At 70.5% G+C, this 19,430-nt stretch carries 18 protein-coding genes and 1 pseudogene; 9 read left to right on the top strand and 10 right to left on the bottom strand.

The features are described 5' to 3' along the window. Positions 1-245: 245 nt before the first annotated feature. The gene (locus ACIA8X_RS24270) at positions 246-1,238 is read left to right on the top strand and encodes a tellurite resistance/C4-dicarboxylate transporter family protein (protein WP_399459078.1); all 993 of its coding nucleotides are present in this window, start codon (positions 246-248) and stop codon (positions 1,236-1,238) included. On the opposite strand, the gene ACIA8X_RS24265 is transcribed toward ACIA8X_RS24270, so the two are convergent. Next, positions 1,216-1,569, bottom strand: a complete 354-nt coding sequence (locus tag ACIA8X_RS24265) for a hypothetical protein (protein WP_393453487.1) — start codon at positions 1,567-1,569, stop codon at positions 1,216-1,218. The two genes, ACIA8X_RS24270 and ACIA8X_RS24265, sit on opposite strands and share 23 nt — an antisense overlap. 552 nt (positions 1,570-2,121) lie before the next feature. On the opposite strand from ACIA8X_RS24265, the gene ACIA8X_RS24260 reads away from it, so the two are divergent. Beyond that, positions 2,122-3,180 carry an NlpC/P60 family protein gene (locus tag ACIA8X_RS24260; RefSeq protein ID WP_399459077.1) on the top strand — a complete coding sequence of 353 codons (1,059 nt, stop codon included), beginning with the start codon at positions 2,122-2,124 and terminating at the stop codon, positions 3,178-3,180. Positions 3,181-3,243: 63 nt separating this feature from the next. Here ACIA8X_RS24260 and ACIA8X_RS24255 read toward each other — a convergent pair whose 3' ends face one another. Beyond that, a complete protein-coding gene (locus ACIA8X_RS24255; RefSeq protein WP_393453482.1) occupies positions 3,244-3,963 on the bottom strand; it encodes a LuxR C-terminal-related transcriptional regulator in 720 nt (239 codons plus the stop codon). Continuing rightward, positions 3,960-5,249, bottom strand: coding sequence for a PspC domain-containing protein (locus ACIA8X_RS24250; RefSeq protein WP_393453479.1), 1,290 nt, complete (start codon positions 5,247-5,249; stop codon positions 3,960-3,962). Before ACIA8X_RS24250 ends, ACIA8X_RS24255 begins: the two co-directional genes overlap by 4 nt. Positions 5,250-5,428: 179 nt before the next feature. On the opposite strand from ACIA8X_RS24250, the gene ACIA8X_RS24245 reads away from it, so the two are divergent. After that, positions 5,429-6,862, top strand: coding sequence for a PspC domain-containing protein (locus tag ACIA8X_RS24245; RefSeq protein WP_399459076.1), 1,434 nt, complete (start codon positions 5,429-5,431; stop codon positions 6,860-6,862). Continuing rightward, a complete protein-coding gene (locus ACIA8X_RS24240; RefSeq protein ID WP_399459075.1) occupies positions 6,849-7,109 on the top strand; it encodes a hypothetical protein in 261 nt (86 codons plus the stop codon). The genes ACIA8X_RS24245 and ACIA8X_RS24240 overlap by 14 nt, the downstream gene beginning before the upstream one ends. Positions 7,110-7,127: 18 nt before the next feature. On the opposite strand, the gene ACIA8X_RS24235 is transcribed toward ACIA8X_RS24240, so the two are convergent. Continuing rightward, a complete protein-coding gene (locus ACIA8X_RS24235) occupies positions 7,128-7,658 on the bottom strand; it encodes a TQO small subunit DoxD (RefSeq protein ID WP_399459074.1) in 531 nt (176 codons plus the stop codon). 678 nt (positions 7,659-8,336) lie between these two features. Beyond that, positions 8,337-8,756, bottom strand: coding sequence for an ester cyclase (locus ACIA8X_RS24230; RefSeq protein WP_399459073.1), 420 nt, complete (start codon positions 8,754-8,756; stop codon positions 8,337-8,339). 101 nt (positions 8,757-8,857) lie between these two features. Between ACIA8X_RS24230 and ACIA8X_RS24225 the strand changes: the two genes are divergently transcribed. Both ACIA8X_RS24225 and ACIA8X_RS24220 read left to right on the top strand, forming a co-directional pair. Beyond that, complete coding sequence (locus ACIA8X_RS24225; RefSeq protein ID WP_393453464.1) at positions 8,858-9,436, top strand: PadR family transcriptional regulator; 579 nt, start codon at positions 8,858-8,860, stop codon at positions 9,434-9,436. A 20-nt stretch (positions 9,437-9,456) separates the two neighbouring features. Further along, entirely contained in the window at positions 9,457-10,440 is a 984-nt protein-coding gene (locus ACIA8X_RS24220) for an NADPH:quinone reductase (RefSeq protein WP_399459072.1), read from the top strand. Between the two features lie 507 nt (positions 10,441-10,947). Here the strand turns inward: ACIA8X_RS24220 and ACIA8X_RS24215 are convergent. Next, positions 10,948-11,220 (bottom strand): annotated as a pseudogene (locus tag ACIA8X_RS24215) (integrase); the annotation flags it as partial. Between the two features lie 199 nt (positions 11,221-11,419). After that, entirely contained in the window at positions 11,420-12,700 is a 1,281-nt protein-coding gene (locus tag ACIA8X_RS24210; protein ID WP_399459071.1) for a hypothetical protein, read from the bottom strand. Between the two features lie 403 nt (positions 12,701-13,103). Between ACIA8X_RS24210 and ACIA8X_RS24205 the strand changes: the two genes are divergently transcribed. Further along, the gene (locus tag ACIA8X_RS24205) at positions 13,104-13,988 is read left to right on the top strand and encodes a DUF4429 domain-containing protein (protein WP_399459070.1); all 885 of its coding nucleotides are present in this window, start codon (positions 13,104-13,106) and stop codon (positions 13,986-13,988) included. Positions 13,989-14,056: 68 nt separating this feature from the next. On the opposite strand, the gene ACIA8X_RS24200 is transcribed toward ACIA8X_RS24205, so the two are convergent. Further along, positions 14,057-14,875 carry a class II aldolase/adducin family protein gene (locus ACIA8X_RS24200; RefSeq protein ID WP_393453452.1) on the bottom strand — a complete coding sequence of 273 codons (819 nt, stop codon included), beginning with the start codon at positions 14,873-14,875 and terminating at the stop codon, positions 14,057-14,059. 142 nt (positions 14,876-15,017) lie between these two features. On the opposite strand from ACIA8X_RS24200, the gene ACIA8X_RS24195 reads away from it, so the two are divergent. Next, positions 15,018-15,491 carry a pyridoxamine 5'-phosphate oxidase family protein gene (locus tag ACIA8X_RS24195; RefSeq protein ID WP_393453449.1) on the top strand — a complete coding sequence of 158 codons (474 nt, stop codon included), beginning with the start codon at positions 15,018-15,020 and terminating at the stop codon, positions 15,489-15,491. A gap of 6 nt (positions 15,492-15,497) precedes the next feature. On the opposite strand, the gene guaA is transcribed toward ACIA8X_RS24195, so the two are convergent. Continuing rightward, on the bottom strand, positions 15,498-17,078 hold the full coding sequence (gene guaA / locus ACIA8X_RS24190; protein WP_399459069.1) for a glutamine-hydrolyzing GMP synthase: 1,581 nt from the start codon (positions 17,076-17,078) through the stop codon (positions 15,498-15,500). A 420-nt stretch (positions 17,079-17,498) separates the two neighbouring features. Between guaA and ACIA8X_RS24185 the strand changes: the two genes are divergently transcribed. After that, positions 17,499-17,780, top strand: a complete 282-nt coding sequence (locus ACIA8X_RS24185) for a chorismate mutase (protein WP_399459068.1) — start codon at positions 17,499-17,501, stop codon at positions 17,778-17,780. A gap of 488 nt (positions 17,781-18,268) precedes the next feature. Here ACIA8X_RS24185 and ACIA8X_RS24180 read toward each other — a convergent pair whose 3' ends face one another. After that, positions 18,269-19,411 carry a hypothetical protein gene (locus ACIA8X_RS24180; RefSeq protein WP_399459067.1) on the bottom strand — a complete coding sequence of 381 codons (1,143 nt, stop codon included), beginning with the start codon at positions 19,409-19,411 and terminating at the stop codon, positions 18,269-18,271. Positions 19,412-19,430: the final 19 nt, after the last annotated feature.

Below are 19,430 nucleotides of genomic sequence, written 5' to 3'. Positions count from 1 at the left end.
GGTGGGGGCGGCCCACAACCGCTACCCCCTTTTGAATCACGCCCCGCCCCCCCCCGGGGGCCCCCCCCCCCCCGACGCGGCCCCGACCCACCCACCGAACCCCAGGCGCTACGCGAACCCCCACCAAACCCCCACAGGCCGCCGCAGGCATCAACGCGCACCCCCATCCACCGGAGGGCAAATTTCACCCCCGTCGTGCGCGTGCCCCACCAGCAACCAACACCCCGCTCCCTAGCATCGGCCCCATGCCCGCCGCCCCCACATCCCCCCTGTACACCTGGTGGTCGCAACGTCCCCCCACAGCCGGCGCAGCCGTCATGGCGACCGGCATCCTCTCGGTGGCCCTCCACCAGACGCACCACGAGACGCTGTCCCGCATCACCCTCGCCCTCGCCTGCGCGGCCTGGCTGGCGCTCGCCGGCGACTTCGTCGCACGGCTCCTGTGGGACCGCACCAGATGGGCGAAGGAGGCGGCCACCCCCGCCGCCCTGACCGCCATCGCGGCAACGACGGTCCTGGGCACCCGCTTCACCACCCTCGGCTGGCACACCCTCGCCAAGGCCCTCCTCGCCCTGTCCGCCCTCCTCTGGCCCGGCCTGCTCGTCGCCGTCGTACGCCACTGGCACCGCCGCATGCCCGGCGCGGTGTTCCTCGGCTGCGTGGCCACACAGGGCCTGGCCGTCCTGGCCGCGACACTCGCCGCGACCGAGTCCACGGCATGGCTCGCCCACACGGCACTCGCGCTCTTCTGGCTCGGCCTGCTGCTCTACGCCGTCGCCCTGACCTGCTTCGACCTACGCCAAGTCGCCCACGGCGCCGGCGACCAGTGGGTGGCGGGCGGCGCCCTCGCCATCTCCGCACTCGCCGGATCGAAGCTCATCGCCGCCGACAGCGCCGAGCTCTACCTCTGGAACGAGGACGACAGCGGCGTCCTGCGCACCGTGACCGTCGCTCTCCTCGTACTCGACCTGGCCTGGTACGCCGTCCTGCTCATCGCCGAGATCGCCTGGCCACGGCCGCACTACGACGTACGCCGCTGGGCAACCGTGTTCCCGATGGGCATGACGGCGGCGGCGACCCTCTCCGTCGCGACAGCCGTGGACGTCCCGTGGCTCGAAACCCCCGGCGAGGTCCTGCTGTGGATCGCGGTGGCGGCATGGCTGGCGGTCACCGCGGGCGCGGGGCTGGCCTACGCCGGCCCCTGGTCCGGCAGGGTCACGTCCACAACACGGCGATGAAGACGTTCGCCGTGGTCAGCAGCCCCACCACGCCGAACAGACTCTTGTCCACCTTCTCCTCGTCCCGCTTCACGTACACGAGCCCGAGGATCACGATCAGCAGCGCCAGCTTCACGCCGATCTTGATGTTGTTGACGGGCTGATCGTCCGCCTGGTTGAGGCCGACGAGGATCACACCGGTGACCAGCATGGTCAGCGCGCCGTGCAGCATCGCGGGGACGAAACGGGCGGTGCCCTGGCCCATCGCCTTCATCTGGGTGAAGAAACCACCGAGCAGCGCGGCGATACCGATGATGTGCAGGCCGACGAAGAGGTGGATGAGTACGTCCATGGAGCCGGAGCCTAATCAAAGCCGAAAAACCACCCGACACCGCCCCACTCCACTCACACTTCGCCCTCCCGCGCCTCCCCTCCTCCCCGGCTCCACCCCACCCGATCTTGCATATATGCGCCCCATAGCAGCCCACCACCGCCCCGAACCCCGAAACCGCCACTTCGGTCATCACTCCGCGTGAACCAGACGCTCGCATCCCGGGATCACGGTCACTTACGGTCATCCCCCGGTCCGCTTCCGGCACTTCCGCACAACGCGTTACCGACCCGACACACGGAGGTTTAGCGTCCTCCACCAGGTGACCGGCTCCCCACCGCCGCCCGGGCCAGGGGCGGCAGTCGGACACCACCGCCGAGAAAGTCCGGCGGCGGCCCGCTCCCCCTGTGTGGGCCGCCGCCGGATGCGCACCCCGCCCCGATGCGGTCGTACGTCCGCTCCCCCAGGCGCTCATACGTCCGCCGCTCTCCGGGTCAGTCATACGCCAGCCACCCCGGCACGCCGGCGGACGTGGCAGGACGAGGCGGTCGTACGAAAGGACGTGCAGTCCACGTGGCAGCGCACCGAAGGCCCCGTCAGCGCTCGGTCGGCGGCAACACGGCCCGCACGGCATGGACGATCGCCCTGGCGGGCGCCGCGAGCGCGACCGGCCTCGACGGGACCGGACACGCCGAGCCGCGGCTGACACCGGCGCAGGTCAAGGCGAAGGTGGACAAGCTGTATCAGGAGGCAGAGGTCGCCACCGAGAAGTACAACGGCGCGAAGGAGCAGGCGGACACGGCCGAGCGGCGGATCAGAACCCTCCAGGACGAGGCCGCGCGCAGGACGGAGAAGCTCAACTCGGCGCGCGAGGAGCTGGGTTCGATGGCCGCGGCGCAGTACCGCGACGGCGGCCTCGACCCGGCCCTTCAGCTCGCGCTCTCGAACGATCCCGACCGCTACCTCGACGGAGCCGAGTTCGCCGAACGCGCCGGCAACCGGCAGGCCACGTCCGTCGCCGGCGTCCGCCGACAGCTACGGGAGATCGAGCAGCTGCGGGGGGCCGCACGCGTCGAACTGACCTCGCTGAAGTCCCGCCAGGCCGAACTGCGTCGGCACAAGGACACGATCACCGACAAGCTGGACACGGCCCGAGGCCTGCTCGCCCGACTGACCGCCGAGGAGCGCGCCCGGCTCCAGGGGGAGGCGGGCCGCGCCGCACGCTCCTGGACGGGCGCCCGCGACGCCCTGACGCCCGGTTCCGCCCTAGCCCAAGCCCCCAACTCCCGGGCCGCAGCGGCCATTTCGTACGCCCACTCCAAGCTCGGCAGCCCCTACGTCTGGGGCGCGACCGGCCCGGACGCCTTCGACTGCTCCGGCCTCACCCAGGCCGCCTTCCGCTCGGCGGGCCTCTCCCTGCCCCGCACCACCTACGCCCAGATCGACGCGGGCCGCCGCGTCTCCCGCTCCGAACTACTCCCGGGCGACCTGGTGTTCTTCTACTCCAGCATCAGCCATGTGGGCCTCTACATCGGCAACGGCCAGATGATCCACGCCCCCAACCCGTCGGCACCGGTCCGGGTGGCCCCGCTCGACGAGATGCCGTTCGCGGGGGCCACGCGGGTGGTGTGAGCGAGGGAGCCGGGGCGAGGCGGGATCGAGACCCTGAGCCCTTGAGCCTTTGAGCCCCTGGCCTCAGACCAGGCGCCGTGCCGTCGCCCACCGCGTCAGCTCGTGCCGGTTGGACAGCTGGAGCTTCCTCAGCACCGCCGAGACATGGGACTCGACCGTCTTCACGGAGATGAAGAGCTGCTTGGCGATCTCCTTGTACGCGTACCCCCGTGCGATCAGCCGCAGCACCTCCCGCTCGCGCTGGGTGAGTCGGTCGAGGTCCTCGTCGACCGGCGGCGCGTCCGTCGACGCGAACGCGTCCAGGACGAACCCGGCGAGGCGCGGCGAGAACACCGCGTCGCCTTCCTGGACCCGGAAGATGGAGTCGACCAGGTCCGTGCCGGTGATCGTCTTCGTCACGTACCCGCGCGCGCCGCCCCGGATCACGCCGATCACATCCTCCGCGGCGTCCGAGACGGACAGCGCTAGGAAGCGGACGGGCTGCTCGGCGTCCGCCATCAACGGGGCGCAGCGGCGCAGGACTTCGACCCCGCCGCCACCGGGCAGGTGCACATCGAGGAGGACGACCTCGGGCCGGGTCGCGGTGATGACCGTGACCGCCTGGTCGACGTCCGCGGCCTCACCGACCACCTCGACGCCGGTCTGCTCGGTTCGTCCGATCTCGGCCTGGACTCCCGTACGGAACATGCGGTGGTCGTCGACGAGGACCACGCGCACGTGTCGCTCGTCCGCGCTCCCGCCGGTCGACTCCACAGGTTCGTTCGCCTCGGTCGGGTCGCTCATGACGTCTTCTCCGCCCTCTCCATCTCCAGCTCGACCTCCGTGCCGCCGCCGGGTACCGCCCGGAGCCGGGCCGTACCGCCGTTGCGCTCCATACGGCCGATGATCGATTCTCTGACGCCCATGCGGTCGGCGGGTATCGAGTCGAGGTCGAAGCCCGGACCGCGGTCCCGGACGGACACGAAGACGGTCTTCCCCTCCACCTCGGCGTAGACCTGCACGGCGCCGCCCTCGCCACCGTACTTCGCGGCGTTCACCATAGCCTCGCGCGCGGCCTGCATCTGTGCGGCGATTTTCTCGTCGAGCGGGCAGTCGCCGACGACCACGACCTCTATGGGGACGCCGTGCTTGTCCTCGATCTCGGCGGCGTTGCGCCGCACCGCGTCGGCGAGGTCGGTGGGTTCGTCGGCCTCGTCCTTGCCGGTGCCCTCGGGTTTGTAGAGCCAGGTGCGCAGGTCGCGCTCCTGGGCGCGGGCGAGGCGGCGGACCTCGTTCGCGTTCTCCGCGTTGCGCTGTATCAGGGTCAGGGTGTGCAGCACCGAGTCATGGACGTGCGCGGCGACCTCGGCGCGCTCCTGGGCGCGGATACGCATCAGGCGCTCCTCGGAGAGGTCCTGGGTCATCCGCACCAGATACGGACCGGCGAGCAGAGTTATCCCGACGAGGACCGCCAGGGCCGCCTGCAGGACGGAGCCGAGGTGGGCGGCGGAGCCCTGCAGGACGAAGATGCCGGAGACGCCGGCCGTGACCAGGACGACGCCTCCGGCGGCGCGCAGCAGAGTAAGGGTGCGCCTGCGCCGGCCGACCTCCATCCAGCGGGCCCGGCGGGAATTGTCCGCCTGCCGCCAGACCAGGGCGACGCCCGCGCCGACGAGCACGGAGGGCAGCAGGTAGGCCTTGGCGCCATTGCCCAGATCAACGCTGCCGACGAAGACCATCGCCACGACGACCATGAGGAGCAGCGCGACGATCTGCCCTTTGTCCGGCTTGCGGGCGACGAGTCTGCGGCGGCCGTCGGCGGCGGTTTCGGTGGCGAAGGGAGACGGCCGCTGCGCGTCGACACCGCCGACGCCGAGCGGCACGAAGAACCAGAACGCGGCATACAGCAGCGCGCCCAGGCCGTCCGCCATGAACAGCCCGACGAAGACGAGCCGCACCCAGATGACGGGCAGCCCGAGATGTCCGGCGAGCCCCCGCGCCACGCCCCCGAGCCAGCGTCCGTCACTGCTGCGGTAGAGCTTGCGCGGCGGCCGCGGTTCGACGAGTGGCGCTGCTGCGGCTTCCGGCATGCCATCGATGGTCACACGCCCGGCCGACCGGAGCATCAGGGTCGACCCCCGAGACTCCCCTGATCTTCGGAGTCCGCCGACTCGAACGCTTCCCCCGCACCGGCCTCGGGGCGGATATCAGGGTCCGACCAGGGTCATTCCGACTCCCGTCACGCCGACCCGCCCGTCACCATGGACACATGACAGATCACCAGCACGCCGCGGACTCCGTGCCCGAGCCGGACACCGTGCCCTCCGCGGGCACTCCGTCCGGCGCGGCACCCGCGAGCGCCGCGGGTGAGGAACCGCGCGCACACGCGGGCGCGGAAACAGAAGCGTCCGCGGCAGCGGGCGTACTCGCCCCACCCCACAAGTTCCGGCGCGACCGGCGGCACAAGATGCTGGCCGGTGTGTGCGCCGGGCTCGGGCGGCGGTGCGACATGGACCCGGTGATCTTCCGGATCACCCTCGCGGTGCTCTCCGCGACCGGCGGCATCGGCCTCATCTTCTACGGCTTCGCCTGGCTCTTCGTCCCGTACGCCGACGAGGACGAGAACGAGGTGCGCAAACTGCTGACCGGCCGCGTGGACGGCCAGGCGCTGACGGCCGTGCTGTTCGCCCTGGTCGGCTGCGGCGTCTTCCTGACACTGCTGAACAACGGCGGCGTGCTGGCCTTCGCCGTCGTCGTGTCCCTCCTCCTCGCGGGCGCCGGCTACTGGTCCCGGCACCGCGGCGCCCCCGACCCCGACCCGCTCGCCGCCCAGGCCGTGGCCGACGCTCCACCGGAGGCCCAGGCACCACCGGTCCCCACCGCCTACCCCTCCTGGTGGCGCGACCCCATCGTCAAGGACGGCACCCACGAGGGCGGCACGGGCTATCTCTGGGGCCCCCGCGACTCCCGCGACCGCGATATCGAGGCGGCCGTCAACATCAGCCTCGGCAACCGGTGGAGCAGCCGCGAGGACCTACGCGCCAGAAGCCCCCGTCCACCGAAGCAGCGCGGTCCGCGTTGGATCGGCGGCTGGGTGTTCCTGCTGGCCCTGCTCGCGGGCGCCGTGGGCATGGGCGCGACCTGGGAGGACCACGCCCTCGGCACCAGCCTGCAGACAGGCCTGGCCTGCGCGCTGCTCGTCCTGGGCCTGGGCATAGCGGTGAGCGCGTTCCTGGGCCGTACGGGAGCGGGCTCCATATTCCTGGCGATCATCACGGCGGGCCTGCTGGCAGCCTCGGCAGCACTGCCCAAGGACATCAGCACCCACTGGATCGAAAGAAACTGGCGCCCGGCGGCAGTGGCCGACATCCAACCGCAGTACGACCTGGGCACCGGCGTCGGCACCCTGGACCTGACCCGCGTGCAGTTCACCGAGGGCCAGACCGTGACCACCAGGGCCGACGTGGGCGTGGGCCAGCTGAAGGTGATCGTCCCCAAGGACGTGACCGTGAAGGCGAGCATCGACGTAGGGGTGGGAGACATCCAGTTGCCGGGCGACGACAAACGGGACGTGGACGTGGCACCGGGCAAGCACAAGGAGCTGACACTGACACCCCCCGCAGGCACCAAATCAGCGGGCACGCTGGACCTCGACCTCAGCGTCGGCGTGGGACAGGCGGAGGTGAGCCGTGCTACGTCATGAGTTCCAGCCCGGCAGGCTGGTCGCCGGCACCTTCCTGGCCCTCGCGGGCATCATCTACGTCGGCGACGCGGGCGACGCCTGGCAGACACCGTGGTTGGTGGTGATCCCGCTCGTCGTGGGGGGCCTGTTCCTCGCAGGCGTGGCAGGGGCGGTGACCCGAGGCATACGCAGACGCCGCCGATCAGCCCCCGGCCCCAACCACGACACCCCCGCCCCCACAACCGGAGGCACCCCACCGGCCCCCTGACTCACCCGCCGACCGGAACTACCGGTAGCCGCCCAACCGCTGCCGTCGCCGCGCGCGGATCGCGGCGTCCACGGAGAACATCGGGGCACCCGCGAGCACGAGGGGCAGCCAGGCCATCAGATAAGGCAGGTCATTGCCGTAGTAGTACGGATCGGAGGCCCAGCTCACCGTCAACCACAGGCTCAGCGAGATGAGCGCACCGCCGAGTGCCGCCAGACGGGCGAGCAGCCCGAGGAGCGTGCCGATCCCGACGGCCAGCTCACCGAAGGCAATCGCATACCCAAAACCGACGGGGCTCTCCAGAGCCATGTCGACCATCTGAGGGATGGCCGCGGAGTCACGCACGGCGCGCATCATGTCGCCGACCGACCCCGAACCGGAGTCCTTCAGGAAGGCGCTGTCGGTGAGTTTGTCCAGCCCGGCGTAGATGAAGGTGACGCCGAGGAAGACGCGGAGCGGGAGGAGTGCGTAACGGGTGGCGCTGTCCCGCCAGTCCCGGTCGCCGTCGAGGTAAGGGGGGTGCGTGTCCGTGTGCATACCGTGAGTCATCGCCCGTAGCCGCCTCTCGCCCGCCGCCGTGACCCCTCAAAAAACGATACGTACGCAGTGGCTGCGCCGCTCAATCCAGTACCGCCCCGTATTTTCCGACCCACCCCGCCGTAAGGAAAGGCCTCCGGCGAGCAAGGTCCCACCACACACCTCTCGATTCCAGTGCCCCGGCGTTGGCGCTGACCCGCTGGGGGCTTGCGGCCCCCAGACCCCCGCTGTCGGCCCTGAAGGGGCCTCGTCCTCAAACGCCGGACGGGCTGAAATGCCGGGACTGGCGCCGAGAAGCCGCCGCAACTCAACCTCCGGCGGGCGGCGATGACGCGTACCCCCGCGACGCGGCAGTCGCGTACGGCGACAAGGCGATCCGGCGATGGCGCGGCGCGTACCCCTACGGGCCTGCTGTCCTTTGACAGCGAAGTTAGTCCGGCTGAAGTCGCTGACCTGCGCGGACTAACTTCGCTGTCAACGCAGTCGAGTGACGCTTCCTTCGGCCCGGGCGCTCTGGCCTGCGTCGGCTGGGTTGGATGGCAAGGAACTCATATGGAAGACCAACCTCTTGCGGTGACCGGCGTCGGCCTCCCGCACCACGGTGTGGGCCTTCGCTCTCCGCCACCGCGCCGGCCCCCTGCTGGCAGCAGGAATCCCGCGCGGCAGAAGGCTCACTCGGCGCTACGAGGTTTACGGCGCCGGTACGGCACCGATCTGCTGCATCACCCCGAGGAGATCGGGCTGGCCCCGTTCGCCGACGATCCGGCCGTCGGCCAGGTAGTAGAAGTTCATGGCCTGCACCGAGATCTTGTTGCCGCTCGCCGGGATCCCGAAGAACTCACCGTCGTGGGTTCCCCGCATGGTGAACCGCGCGGCCACGGTGTCGCCTTCGGTGACCGTCTCCTCCAGCGTCCACTGGACGTCGGGGAAGGCGCTGCGCATCATCCCGATGACTTCCATGTACCCATCGGGCCCCCGCAGTGGTTCCGAGTGGCTTGGCGCGTGGAACACCGCGTCCGGGGAAATGACCTCGCGGGCGAGATCCTCGCTGCCCGTGTTGATGAACTCGACGAAGCGGTTCATCACTGACTCGGTGGACTGCGATGGCATCTTGCTGTGCCTCTCCAGAGACGTTCGGGCGGGTACCGGTGCGAGACTAACATCGAATCGATGTTCACATCGATTCGATGTTCGCGTGCGAAGATGGACTCATGCTGGAACTCGCGATACTCGGCTTCCTCGCCGAGGGGCCCCTGCCTGGACACGAGCTGCGCCGCCGCGTCTCACAGCTGACCGGCTATACGCGGCCGGTCAGTGACGGCAGCCTGTATCCGGCGATCAACCGCCTGACCAGGGCGGGCTTGATCGAGCGGCGCGCCGACCCTGCCGCGGGGGCGTCCCGATACGTGCTCAGCCTGACCGCGGCCGGGCGGGCCGACATGCTTCAGCGCCTGCGCGAGCCCGCCGACCACGAGATCACCGACTTCACCCGGTTCTACGTCGTCCTGGCGTTCCTCTCCCACCTGCCCGACGTGGCCGAACAGCACGCGGTGCTGCGCAGACGGCTGGAGTTCCTGGAAGAACCGGCGAGCTTCTTCTACGACAACGAGCGGCCCCTGCGTGCCGAGGAGATCGCCGACCCCTACCGGCGGGGCATGCTGCTCACCGCCCGCGCCACCAGCCGCGCCGAGCGGACCTGGCTGCGCGAGACCCTCGGAGAGAAGCCGCCCGCATTCGACACTGTGTGTACCGACAGCGATCCGCATGCGCCCGCCGCTCCCGCGAGCTGACTGTCCACGGAGGTACCCCCATGCTTGCTTCCTGGTACGACGAACAGGGCCCCGCCGCCGATGTCCTGCACGTCGGCGAACTCCCTGATCCCGTCCCCGGCCCCGGCGAGGTCCGCGTCCGCGTCACCGTCTCGGGCGTCAACCCCGGCGACACCAAGAAACGGCGCGGCTGGCTCGGCTCGTCCATGCCCTTCCCACGGGTGGTCCCGCACAGCGACGCCGCCGGAGTCATCGACGCGGTGGGCGCCAGAGTCGACGCCCACCGCGCCGGACAACGGGTCTGGGTATACGGCGCCCAGTCCTACCGCCCCTTCGGCACCGCCGCCCAGTACACCGTCGTACCCGACCACCAGGCCGCACCCCTGCCCGACCACCTCAGTGACGAGCTGGGGGCGAGCCTCGGCATCCCCGGCATCACCGCCCACCGCACCGTCTTCGCCGACGGCCCGGTCGACGGCCAACTGGTCCTGGTCCACGGCGTCCTCGGCGGCGTCGGCTCCCTGGCCGCCCAGCTCGCCCACTGGGCCGGCGCCACCGTGATCGCCACCGTCCGCCGCACCCCGGACCTCGACCACATCGACCCGACCGTCGTCTCCCACGCCATCGCCCTGGACACCGGCGACCCCGCCGCTGCCATCCGCTCGTACGCGCCGCGGGGCGTCGACCGGATCATCGAGGTCGCGCTGTCCGACAACGCCGACCTCGACAACGCCGTCGCCGCCGACAACGCCGTCATCGCCGCCTACGCCACCCGCACGGACCGCACCGAGATCCCCTTCTGGCCCCTGCTGTTCAACAACGTCACCCTCCGTCTGCTCGGCAGCGACGACTTCCCCGCCGAGGCCAAGCGGCAGGCCGCCCGAGACCTCACCTCCGCAGCCGCCGTCGGCGCCCTCACCGTCGACGTCGCCGACCGCTACCCGCTGGATGACATCGCCAAGGCCCACGACCACGTCGACACCGGCGGTGTCCACGGCCGCATCCTGCTCACCATCCCCCAATAGCGCGGACTTGGAGCACCGGCCCGTCACCGGTATCCCTACCGGCTCTGAGGTCGGAGTGCTGCCGGTATACGTACTCCGCACGCTTCCCGGTCTGGCGGACGTGCCTTGGCCCTGGTGAGACCGGTCATCTGGGCGGCGCCTTCGTGACCTGCCCGGGCTGTTCCCGTTGGGCAGGCAACATGGCGCGTGCACCTGCGTGTGGAGCCCGGCTTGCTTCCTGCTGTTGGGCCAGGCAGGGCAGACGTCCCCTTGGCCTCCCCGGCCCGGCAGCAGGCCAAGGGGCGGCGCAGGGCCACGCCTGTTCTTCTCCCGGTCACGCATATCGGAATGAGTTTGGCAAGATGCGCGGTATGCGGCAGTTGCTGACGTGGCCAGCAGCGCAAGACTGGACGGGGTCGGCTGGCGGCTGCTTCCGGCTCGGGGCCAGAGGGGAGGCCACCGACTGAGTTGGACGTCAGCGGGAAGGCCGATCCGTTGGCCATCGGACCGGCAGGGGCGCAAACCGGGGCGGCGGCGCAGCGGGTTCAACTCCGGGCTGTCGTAGGTGCGGTGCTTGATCCGGATGCCGTAGGCATTGATCGCGTGCCACCGCTCCGGCAGCAACTCGACGTAGTCCTCACCGCTCAACGGGGCCGGAACGTAGCCGCACGACTCCAGCAGCATCGCGTACTTCTCGTTCGGCGAGAACATCCGCTTCGGCGCGCAGGGATCTCGCAGCGCGTCGTGCGGCCGGTTCTGCCAGACCGTGACGATCCACTCGTCCAGCAGGTCCTGCAGCTCGGTGCGTCGGGAGTGTCCGCCCGCAGTGGCCGGCGTCAAGACGCGGCACCTCCCGGCATAAGTCCAGCCGCCGGTCCGAGGACGGACACCCCCCGACGCGGCCCCGCCCCACCCACCGCGCCCCAGGCGCTACGCGAACCCCCACCCCACCCGCACAGGCCGCCGCAGGCATCCCACCCACAACCGCCAGAGGCAACCGTCACTCAGTCACATCAATCACGTACCGATTGGTCTCCACCCCCGCCGCAGTAACCACCTGCACCTCCACCCGCCCCGGCTCCACATCCGCAGGCACCGGCACCGTAAGCACCGCATCCGTCGGATTGCTGAACCCCCCGGCCACCGGCACCAACGGCACCCGCACATGCACCGCCCCGACCCGCACCACCATCCGCGACAATCGGTCCGCCCCCTGCGCACCCGGCGGCACAAACCCGGCCCCCCGGATCTCGACGTCGTCCCCCGTACGGATCGGCGCGTCCAGATCCCCGGCCTCCCGCGCCCGCACCACGGAGAGGATCACCGGCCGACCCCCCTCCGCGTACTTCCCGGCGAGATACGTCGCCGCAGAGATCAACACCACCACCGCCAACCCCCACGGCAGATCCGGCAACTGATCCGGCCGCCGAGCCAACCGCACCGCCGCGAACAGCAGCGCGACCCCGCCGATCACGACGTACTGGATGTCCGCGAACGTCCCCCGCCCCGCGTCATCCGTCAGCAGATCCGCCGCCCGAGGCCGATCCGCCCGCACCTTCTGCAGCCGCTGCCCGAGCACCCGCACCCGGACCACCCGCCGCACCAGCACCGCGATCGCACACACCACGGCGAGCACGGTCACCACACCCGCGCCCCGCCCGAGTTCGAGCCCGGCGATCAGCGCATCGCGCTCCCCGGGCCCGGACGCCGCCGCGAGCCGCCCCACCAGTACGAGCACGGCGTACGCCACGAACAGCACCCACACCCCGGCCACCGCACGCGACGTGGACAGCCGGTTGTCCTCACCGATGACCGGCGCCAGCGCTCCACCCCGAGCCCGGTGGAACCACGACGCCGCGGTGAGCGCCCCGGCCGTCAGAAGCGCCGCCAGCAGTCCGGCCGTACGCGCCGACGTCCACCCCGCCCCGATCGCCGTGAGCGCCTGCACGAGCAGCAGCGTCACGACCAGAGTCCAGACCGCCCTCGCCGTACGAAGCCACAGCCGCGCCAGCCACGCCTCGCTCTCGGCACGCCCCCGCTCGGCGACCAGTTCCGCGGACTGCGTCAACTCCTCGGAGACCCACTGCCGGGAGGCCGAGGCCGAATGGGCCACGGCAGCCGGAAGCCCTTGGCCGGCCGCGAACGCGTCCCGCTTCAGCAGGAATTCGGCGACCGCTCGCCGATGCCCCGCCCGCGCCCCGTGCGGGCAGTCCCCACAGGTACAGCCACCCCCGTGCACACCCGCTGCCGAGCCGCCTTGCCCAGCCTCCTGCACCGCCACGCCCGACGCCCGCCTTCCCTACGACCTCACGCCCCACCGGCCGCACGACCAGTGACCCGAACAACCAGTGACCCGAACGACCAGTAGCCCATGACCAGCGGCCCGAAATGACCAGCGGCCCGATGACCAAATCACCTCATGGCCTTATGGCCTTATGGCCTTATAGCCTCACGGCCCCCTTGTCGGCAGCCCGTCTCAGATACCGGCCACCACAGATTTCGGCCACCCGTCGGACCCGGCACCCGCACAACCCACCGCAACCCAGCAACTTCCTTGCAACGACAGCGAATTGTGCCCTACGCCACCCGACACCACCCGACACCACCCGCCCCGCACCCCGCAGGCCCGGTCGGCGCGGGTGACGAGCGGCCCCCCGAGTTGACCCCCCTGCGAGAATTCCCCTATGGCCGAGATCATCCAGCGCGACGGGACCTGGGCCTTCGACGGCACAACGGTCCGGATCACGCCGGGACTCCACCGCTCCGTGCCACTGCTCCGGCAGACGTACGGGGAGATCGCCGTACCCCTCGAAGCCGTGGCAAGCATCGTCTTCGAACCCGAACGCAAGCGCGGACGCCTGCGCATACGGCTGCGTGAGGGCGCCGACCCGCTGCTCCAGGCGACGGGCGGCCGGCTGCCCGACACCGCGGATCCGTACCGGCTGGCGGTGGACATCGACCGTGCCGGGGTCGCCGAGTACGTCGCCGAGGAGATCCGCCACGCACTGCTCCTGGACCAGATCCCCAAGGAGCCGACCAAGACCTACCTCCTCCCCGGGCCACCGGTCCCGGTCTCCGTCCGCTCCTCCGACGGGACGGTCTCCTTCGACGGCACCGAGGTGCGGATCGACTGGTCGGACACCTCGGACCGGGTCAAACGGGCGACCGGCCCGCGGATCATCAACGTCGGCGACCTCGTCCAGGTCGAGTGGCTGCCCAACTCCGGCTACGAGGACGGCTTCCTGCGCTTCGTGACCCGCGAGACCGTGTTCTCCAAACTGCCGCCGGAGAAGGACCCGTACGCCCTGGACCTGTGGGGCAGCGCCCGCCGCGACCTGCTCACCGCTCTGGTCGCCACCGCCGTCACCGCCCGCCTGCCGCACCCGTCCACCCGCACCGGCGTCGACTACGCCGACCGCCCCCAACTGGCCGCGTCCGTCCCGCCCCCGGCCGACCGCCACGACGTACTGCTGCGCAGGCTGCGGGAGTTGGGCGAACTGCACCGGGACGGAATCCTCACGGACGAGGAGTTCGCGAGGACGAAGGCGGTGGTCCTGCGAGGTTTCTGAGGTCCAGGGTCCGCGTCCGAACCGCCTTCGAATCGCGTCCGAACCGCGTCCGAATCGCGTCCGAATCGTCAACTCAGCAGATCCGGCTCACTCCGGCTGACGTCCTGCCACAGGGGTTGGTAGTTGATCCACGCCACCAGATCCACTCCCAGTTGCTCCCGCGTCGCCACCGCCAACCTGTGCTCGATGAGGACCGGACGCCCCGCCGCCCGGGCCGTCAGCTGCACCTGAGAGGACCGTTCCATCGACAGGAACCACCAGGCCGCCGCGTCCACCGAGTCTCCGACGGTCAGAAGTCCGTGGTTGCGCAGGACGAGGGCCTTGTGCGAGCCGAGCGCGCCCGCGATGCGGCGGCCCTCCACCGCGTCGACGGCCACCCCCGAGTACGCGTCGTAGAGCGCGTGGTCCTCGTAGAAGGCGCAGCTCTCCTGAGTGATCGGATCCAGCAGCTCGCCCAGCGCCGCGAGTGCGCGCCCGTGCACCGAGTGGCAGTGGGCGACCGCGACGACGTCGGGGCGGGCGGCGTGGACCTGGGAGTGCACGGTGAAGGCGGCCTGGTTCACGTGGTAGCGGCCGTCGATCACCTGCCCCTCGGAGTTGGCGAGCACCAGGTCGCTGACGGTGACGTGCTTGAACGGCATCCCGAACGGGTTCACCCAGAAGCAGTCGCTGAACTCGGGATCGCGCGCGGTGATGTGCCCCGAGACGCCGTCCTCGAACCCGAGCCGCCCGAAGATCCGCAACGCGCCCGCGAGCCGTTCCTTGCGATGCCTGCGCTCGTCCTCGACGGACTCGTGCATCGGCGGCATCGCGAACTGCAACTGGTCGGTCGGCAGCGGCGAGGGCGGAGTCGAGGGTGGAGTGGACCCGAGGGGCGTCCCGTGCATGTGTCCTCCAGCACTGGGTGGCTTACGGGGCGGAAGTTACCGTCGGTCAGCGCAGGAGAACAGAGATGTTCTGTAAAGATCCGGCACTCAGGCTCCCCGAAACCAGACAGCAGATGTCCGATATCGGCGCCACACTCGCCGTATGACAGCGAACTGGGCAACTTTCACCGAGGCGGAACCGGAACTCGCCCGCCGCGCGGAGGATCGCTTCGGCGTCTTCACCCACCACATCCTCGCCACCCTCCGCAAGGACGGCTCCCCCCGCACCACCGGCCTGGAGGTCCGCTTCCTGAACGGCGAGCTGTGGCTCGGCATGATGCCGGACTCGCTCAAGGCCCTCGACCTGCGCCGCGACCCGCGTTTCGCACTCCAGGCGAACCCCGGGGAGGGGCAGTCCATGGGCGGGGGCGACGTGCGCATCGCCGGGCGGGCGATCGAGGTCGAGGACCCGCAGGTGAAGGCCGCATACAGCGAAGAGGTGGAACCGCCGGAGCCGTTCCACCTCTTCCGCACCGAGCTGACGGAGGTCGTGCGGACCTACGTCGAGGACGACAAGTACCTCGTCGTCCAGATCTGGAAGCCCGGAGAGCCGGTGCGCACCCTCAAACGGACCTGAAGAGACCTACTCCCACTCGATCGTCCCCGGCGGCTTCGACGTCACGTCGAGGACGACGCGGTTGACGTCACTCACCTCGTTGGTGATCCGGGTCGAGATCCGCGCCAGGACGTCGTACGGCAGCCTCGACCAGTCGGCGGTCATCGCGTCCTCGGAGGAGACCGGGCGAAGGACGATCGGGTGGCCGTACGTCCGCCCGTCACCCTGCACGCCCACGCTGCGGACGTCCGCGAGCAGCACCACCGGGCACTGCCAGATGTCACGGTCGAGGCCGGCCGCCGTGAGCTCCTCACGGGCGATGGCGTCGGCCTCGCGCAGCAGGTCGAGACGCTCCTTGTTCACCTCGCCGACGATCCGGATGCCAAGGCCGGGACCCGGGAAGGGCTGACGCTGGACGATCTCGTCCGGGAGCCCGAGCTCCTGGCCGACCATCCGCACCTCGTCCTTGAACAGCTTGCGGAGCGGCTCGATCAGCTTGAACTCGAGGTCTTCCGGCAGACCGCCGACGTTGTGGTGGGATTTGATGTTGGCGGTGCCGGTGCCGCCACCGGACTCGACCACGTCGGGGTACAGGGTGCCCTGGACGAGGAACTCCACCGCCGGACCCTCGTCCGCGATGATCTCGGCCTGCGCCTGCTCGAAGACCCGGATGAACTCCCGGCCGATGATCTTCCGCTTCTCCTCGGGGTCCGAGACCCCGGCGAGCGCCTTGAGGAACCGCTCCTCCGCGTCCACGACCTTCAGCTGTACGCCGGTCGCGGCCACGAAGTCCTTCTCGACCTGCTCGGTCTCGCCCTTGCGCATCAGTCCGTGGTCGACGTACACGCAGGTCAGCTGGGCGCCGATGGCCTTCTGGACGAGGGCGGCGGCCACGGCGGAGTCCACGCCGCCGGACAGCCCGCAGATGGCGCGCTTGTCGCCGACCTGCTCACGGATGGCCGCGACCTGCTCCTCGATGACGTTGCCGGTGGTCCAGTCCGGCTTCAGGCCCGCGCCCCGGTACAGGAAGTGCTCCAGCACCTGCTGGCCGTGCGTGGAGTGCATGACCTCGGGGTGGTACTGGACGCCGTACAGCTTCTTGTCGTCGTTCTCGAAGGCGGCGACCGGGACGACGTCCGTGGAGGCCGTCACGGAGAAGCCCTCGGGGGCGGCGGAGCAGGCGTCGCCGTGCGACATCCAGACGGCCTGCTCGGCGGGGGTGCCCTCGAAGAGGGTGGAGGACGACTTCGATACGTGGAGATCCGTACGGCCGTACTCGCGGGCGCCGGTGTTGTCGACGGTGCCGCCGAGGGACCGGGCCATCAGCTGGAAGCCGTAGCACATGCCGAAGACGGGGACGCCGGCCTCGAAGATCGCGCGGTCGAGGCTGGGGGCGCCCTCCTCGTACACGGACGAGGGGCCGCCTGAGAGGATGATCGCTGCCGGGTTCTTGGCGAGCATCTCCGCGACGGGCATGGTGCTCGGCACGATCTCGCTGTAGACCCGGGCCTCGCGGACGCGGCGGGCGATGAGCTGGGCGTACTGCGCACCGAAGTCGACGACCAGGACGGTGTCGGGGGCGGCGGCAGCGGGGGTCGCTGGTGACACGGGTTGCCTTCCGGCGGCTGGGCTGGGGTCTGTGCTGCCGATTCTACCGGGGTGGCCGCGGGGACGGTCCCGGCTGCTGGGGGCTGCCGCCCCCAGACCCCCGCTTCGGCCCTGAAGGGGCATCGTCCTCAAACGCCGGACGGGCTGAGATTGCCGGGACCGGCGCTGAAAGGTCACGTTCCGTCTCAGGATGCGAACCGGGTTGGACGTCCCCGGCCGGCCCGGCATACTGACCCCATGCTCACGCACCCGACCTTCGTCTTTACCTATGGCACCCGGCCCGCCGGCTGCCATGGTCGTGCTGCTTGAGCAACTGACAAGCGACTTCCCAGGCGCCCCGGGCCGACAAGGTCCGGGGCGTCTGGCGTTTCCGGGTCCTGTCGGCCGGGGGCACCGCCACCGCCCACGAGGAGCCCCGAAATGACCGCCATCGACGTGACCGGCGCCCGCACCACCGAAGCAGCGGACGTGATCACCGGTGCCCGTGAACGCATCGACGCCCTGGACGACCGGATCATCGGGCTGATCCAGGAACGCATGGCCGTCTCGGCCGTCATCCAGGAGGCGCGGATCAATTCCGGCGGGCGGCGGGTGAACCTCTCCCGCGAGATGGACGTCCTCACCCACTACAGCGAGGCGCTGGGCAAGCCGGGCACGTCCCTCGCCATGACCCTGCTCGAACTGTGCCGCGGTCGCATCTGAGTTCGGGGCCCCTCTCACCCGGACGGAGCGTGACGCCTCCCGGAGCCCTTCGTTGGTACCGATGTCCGTGCCAGCCAGGGGCGGGCCCGAAAGAACCACGCGTGGCTCACTGGAGCGATGAGGGGTACGGATCACGCCGTACGCCGTGGGACCTCGCTCCAGGTAAGTGACCGGACGGCAGGGGACAGCAGCCCGGTCACCCAAGAGGGTCGGCTCCGGGGACGCCCGGGGCCGACCGGCGGATGTACAGCAGTTGCGGTGGCCGCGTCCATCCAGCACGATGCGGATGAACCACCCGTTCTCGCCACGGACAACCGCATTGCCGACGGCCGAGACCATTCTGACCAGCGGCGCAACCCCCCGGCGCCGCTTCTCAGGCACCGACGCTGCCCTGACGTCGGTGCTGACGGAAGAAGGGCCCCGCAGCTACTGCCTGCGGGGCCCTTCTCATGCCGTTCGCACCAAGGCCCGTGACGTGTGAAGGCCCGTCATGTGCGGGAGAGGGTGCCGCACTCCCTCGTCCCCGCCGCCCCGTCCAGCACCCTGCTCCGGTCGTACGGATCCACCACGTCTCCGGACGGCTCGGGATCGGCGGACAGGTCGGCCTGGAACCTCGGATGGATGAAGCCGTCACCCTGTCGGCAGCTGTCGTTGCCGATTTCGCTGCTGAGGTCGCGCAACCAGATGCGGCCCTCCGTCGCCTGGTACCTGACGGGGTCGACGACCTCCACCTCGACGGCCCGGCGGACGATCGTGCGCGTGACCTCCTCGCCGCCGGCGGCCCTCGCCACCGGGTACACGAAGGTGTAGTCGGCCCGGATCAGCGCTCTTCCGCCCTTGCCCTCGCCGGGTTCGACCGTCATCCGGCCGCGCACCTTCACGTCGGTGCCGACGAGCTCGATCTCGTCCGGGTCGAAGCGGGTGAAGTTCCACTTGGGGTCGTTCTCGACGGTGGGTCGGCGCAGGCCCGCGCGCAGGCGGGCGACGAAGTCCTTCGACAGCGGGTCGAGGAGCGCCAGTGCCGTCTTCGGCTCGGCGCCGTACAGCACGTCGCGGTCGAGGTTGGCGGCGACGAGGAACTCCTTCGTGCGCCGCAGGGCCGTCTCGATCCGCGCGGCGGAGACTCCGCTGACCGTCTTGGCCTTCGGCACCTCGATGGCGTCCGCGCCCGCGGACCAGCGCTCGGCCGGGGAGCCGGCGAACGGCCGCTTCCGGGTGGGCTGACCTGCCGCGTCGGCGGGCGCGGCGCTGGGCCGGGTCGACTCCGCCGCCAGCGGTGACGCCGACGGCACTGCGGCGTCGGTGCCCGAGCCGCCGAGCAGCAAGTTCAGCGCGGCGGACGGCTTGAGGGCGATCACGGCCACCGCGACGGCGAGCAGCACGCCGAGCGCGCTCCACACCTTGCGCCGGCGCGCGGAGGGGCCGTTCCTCTCCTGCAAGGCGGGGCCGGTGCGCCAGCCGGCGGGCAGTTCCCCGCGGGCGTCCTGTTGGCGCAGGCGTTCGGTGACCATGCGGGCTCGGGCGGAGGGTTCCTTCGGGGCGGCGGAGGCCTGGTCGCGCTCGGCGTCCCGGACGAACTTCTCCCATTCCTCGTCCGGTATGGACGAGCCCTCGGACGGCTTGTCGGTCACGGCAGTGTGCGCTTCCTCT

This window comes from Streptomyces sp. NPDC051738, from assembly GCF_044453205.1.
Classification (GTDB): Bacteria; Actinomycetota; Actinomycetes; order Streptomycetales; family Streptomycetaceae; genus Streptomyces.
This window is presented reverse-complemented; position numbering and strand designations above follow the sequence as displayed.

Bases quoted from the DNA above. Each gene is read 5' to 3' on its own strand.
- ACIA8X_RS24270 (WP_399459078.1), top strand. From the start codon at position 246: ATGCCCGCCGCCCCCACATCCCCCCTGTACACCTGGTGGTCGCAACGT.
- ACIA8X_RS24265 (WP_393453487.1), bottom strand. From the start codon at position 1,569: ATGGACGTACTCATCCACCTCTTCGTCGGCCTGCACATCATCGGTATC.
- ACIA8X_RS24255 (WP_393453482.1), bottom strand. From the start codon at position 3,963: ATGAGCGACCCGACCGAGGCGAACGAACCTGTGGAGTCGACCGGCGGG.
- ACIA8X_RS24250 (WP_393453479.1), bottom strand. From the start codon at position 5,249: ATGCCGGAAGCCGCAGCAGCGCCACTCGTCGAACCGCGGCCGCCGCGC.
- ACIA8X_RS24245 (WP_399459076.1), top strand. From the start codon at position 5,429: ATGACAGATCACCAGCACGCCGCGGACTCCGTGCCCGAGCCGGACACC.
- ACIA8X_RS24235 (WP_399459074.1), bottom strand. From the start codon at position 7,658: ATGACTCACGGTATGCACACGGACACGCACCCCCCTTACCTCGACGGC.
- ACIA8X_RS24230 (WP_399459073.1), bottom strand. From the start codon at position 8,756: ATGCCATCGCAGTCCACCGAGTCAGTGATGAACCGCTTCGTCGAGTTC.
- ACIA8X_RS24225 (WP_393453464.1), top strand. From the start codon at position 8,858: ATGCTGGAACTCGCGATACTCGGCTTCCTCGCCGAGGGGCCCCTGCCT.
- ACIA8X_RS24220 (WP_399459072.1), top strand. From the start codon at position 9,457: ATGCTTGCTTCCTGGTACGACGAACAGGGCCCCGCCGCCGATGTCCTG.
- ACIA8X_RS24205 (WP_399459070.1), top strand. From the start codon at position 13,104: ATGGCCGAGATCATCCAGCGCGACGGGACCTGGGCCTTCGACGGCACA.
- ACIA8X_RS24200 (WP_393453452.1), bottom strand. From the start codon at position 14,875: ATGCACGGGACGCCCCTCGGGTCCACTCCACCCTCGACTCCGCCCTCG.
- ACIA8X_RS24195 (WP_393453449.1), top strand. From the start codon at position 15,018: ATGACAGCGAACTGGGCAACTTTCACCGAGGCGGAACCGGAACTCGCC.
- ACIA8X_RS24185 (WP_399459068.1), top strand. From the start codon at position 17,499: ATGACCGCCATCGACGTGACCGGCGCCCGCACCACCGAAGCAGCGGAC.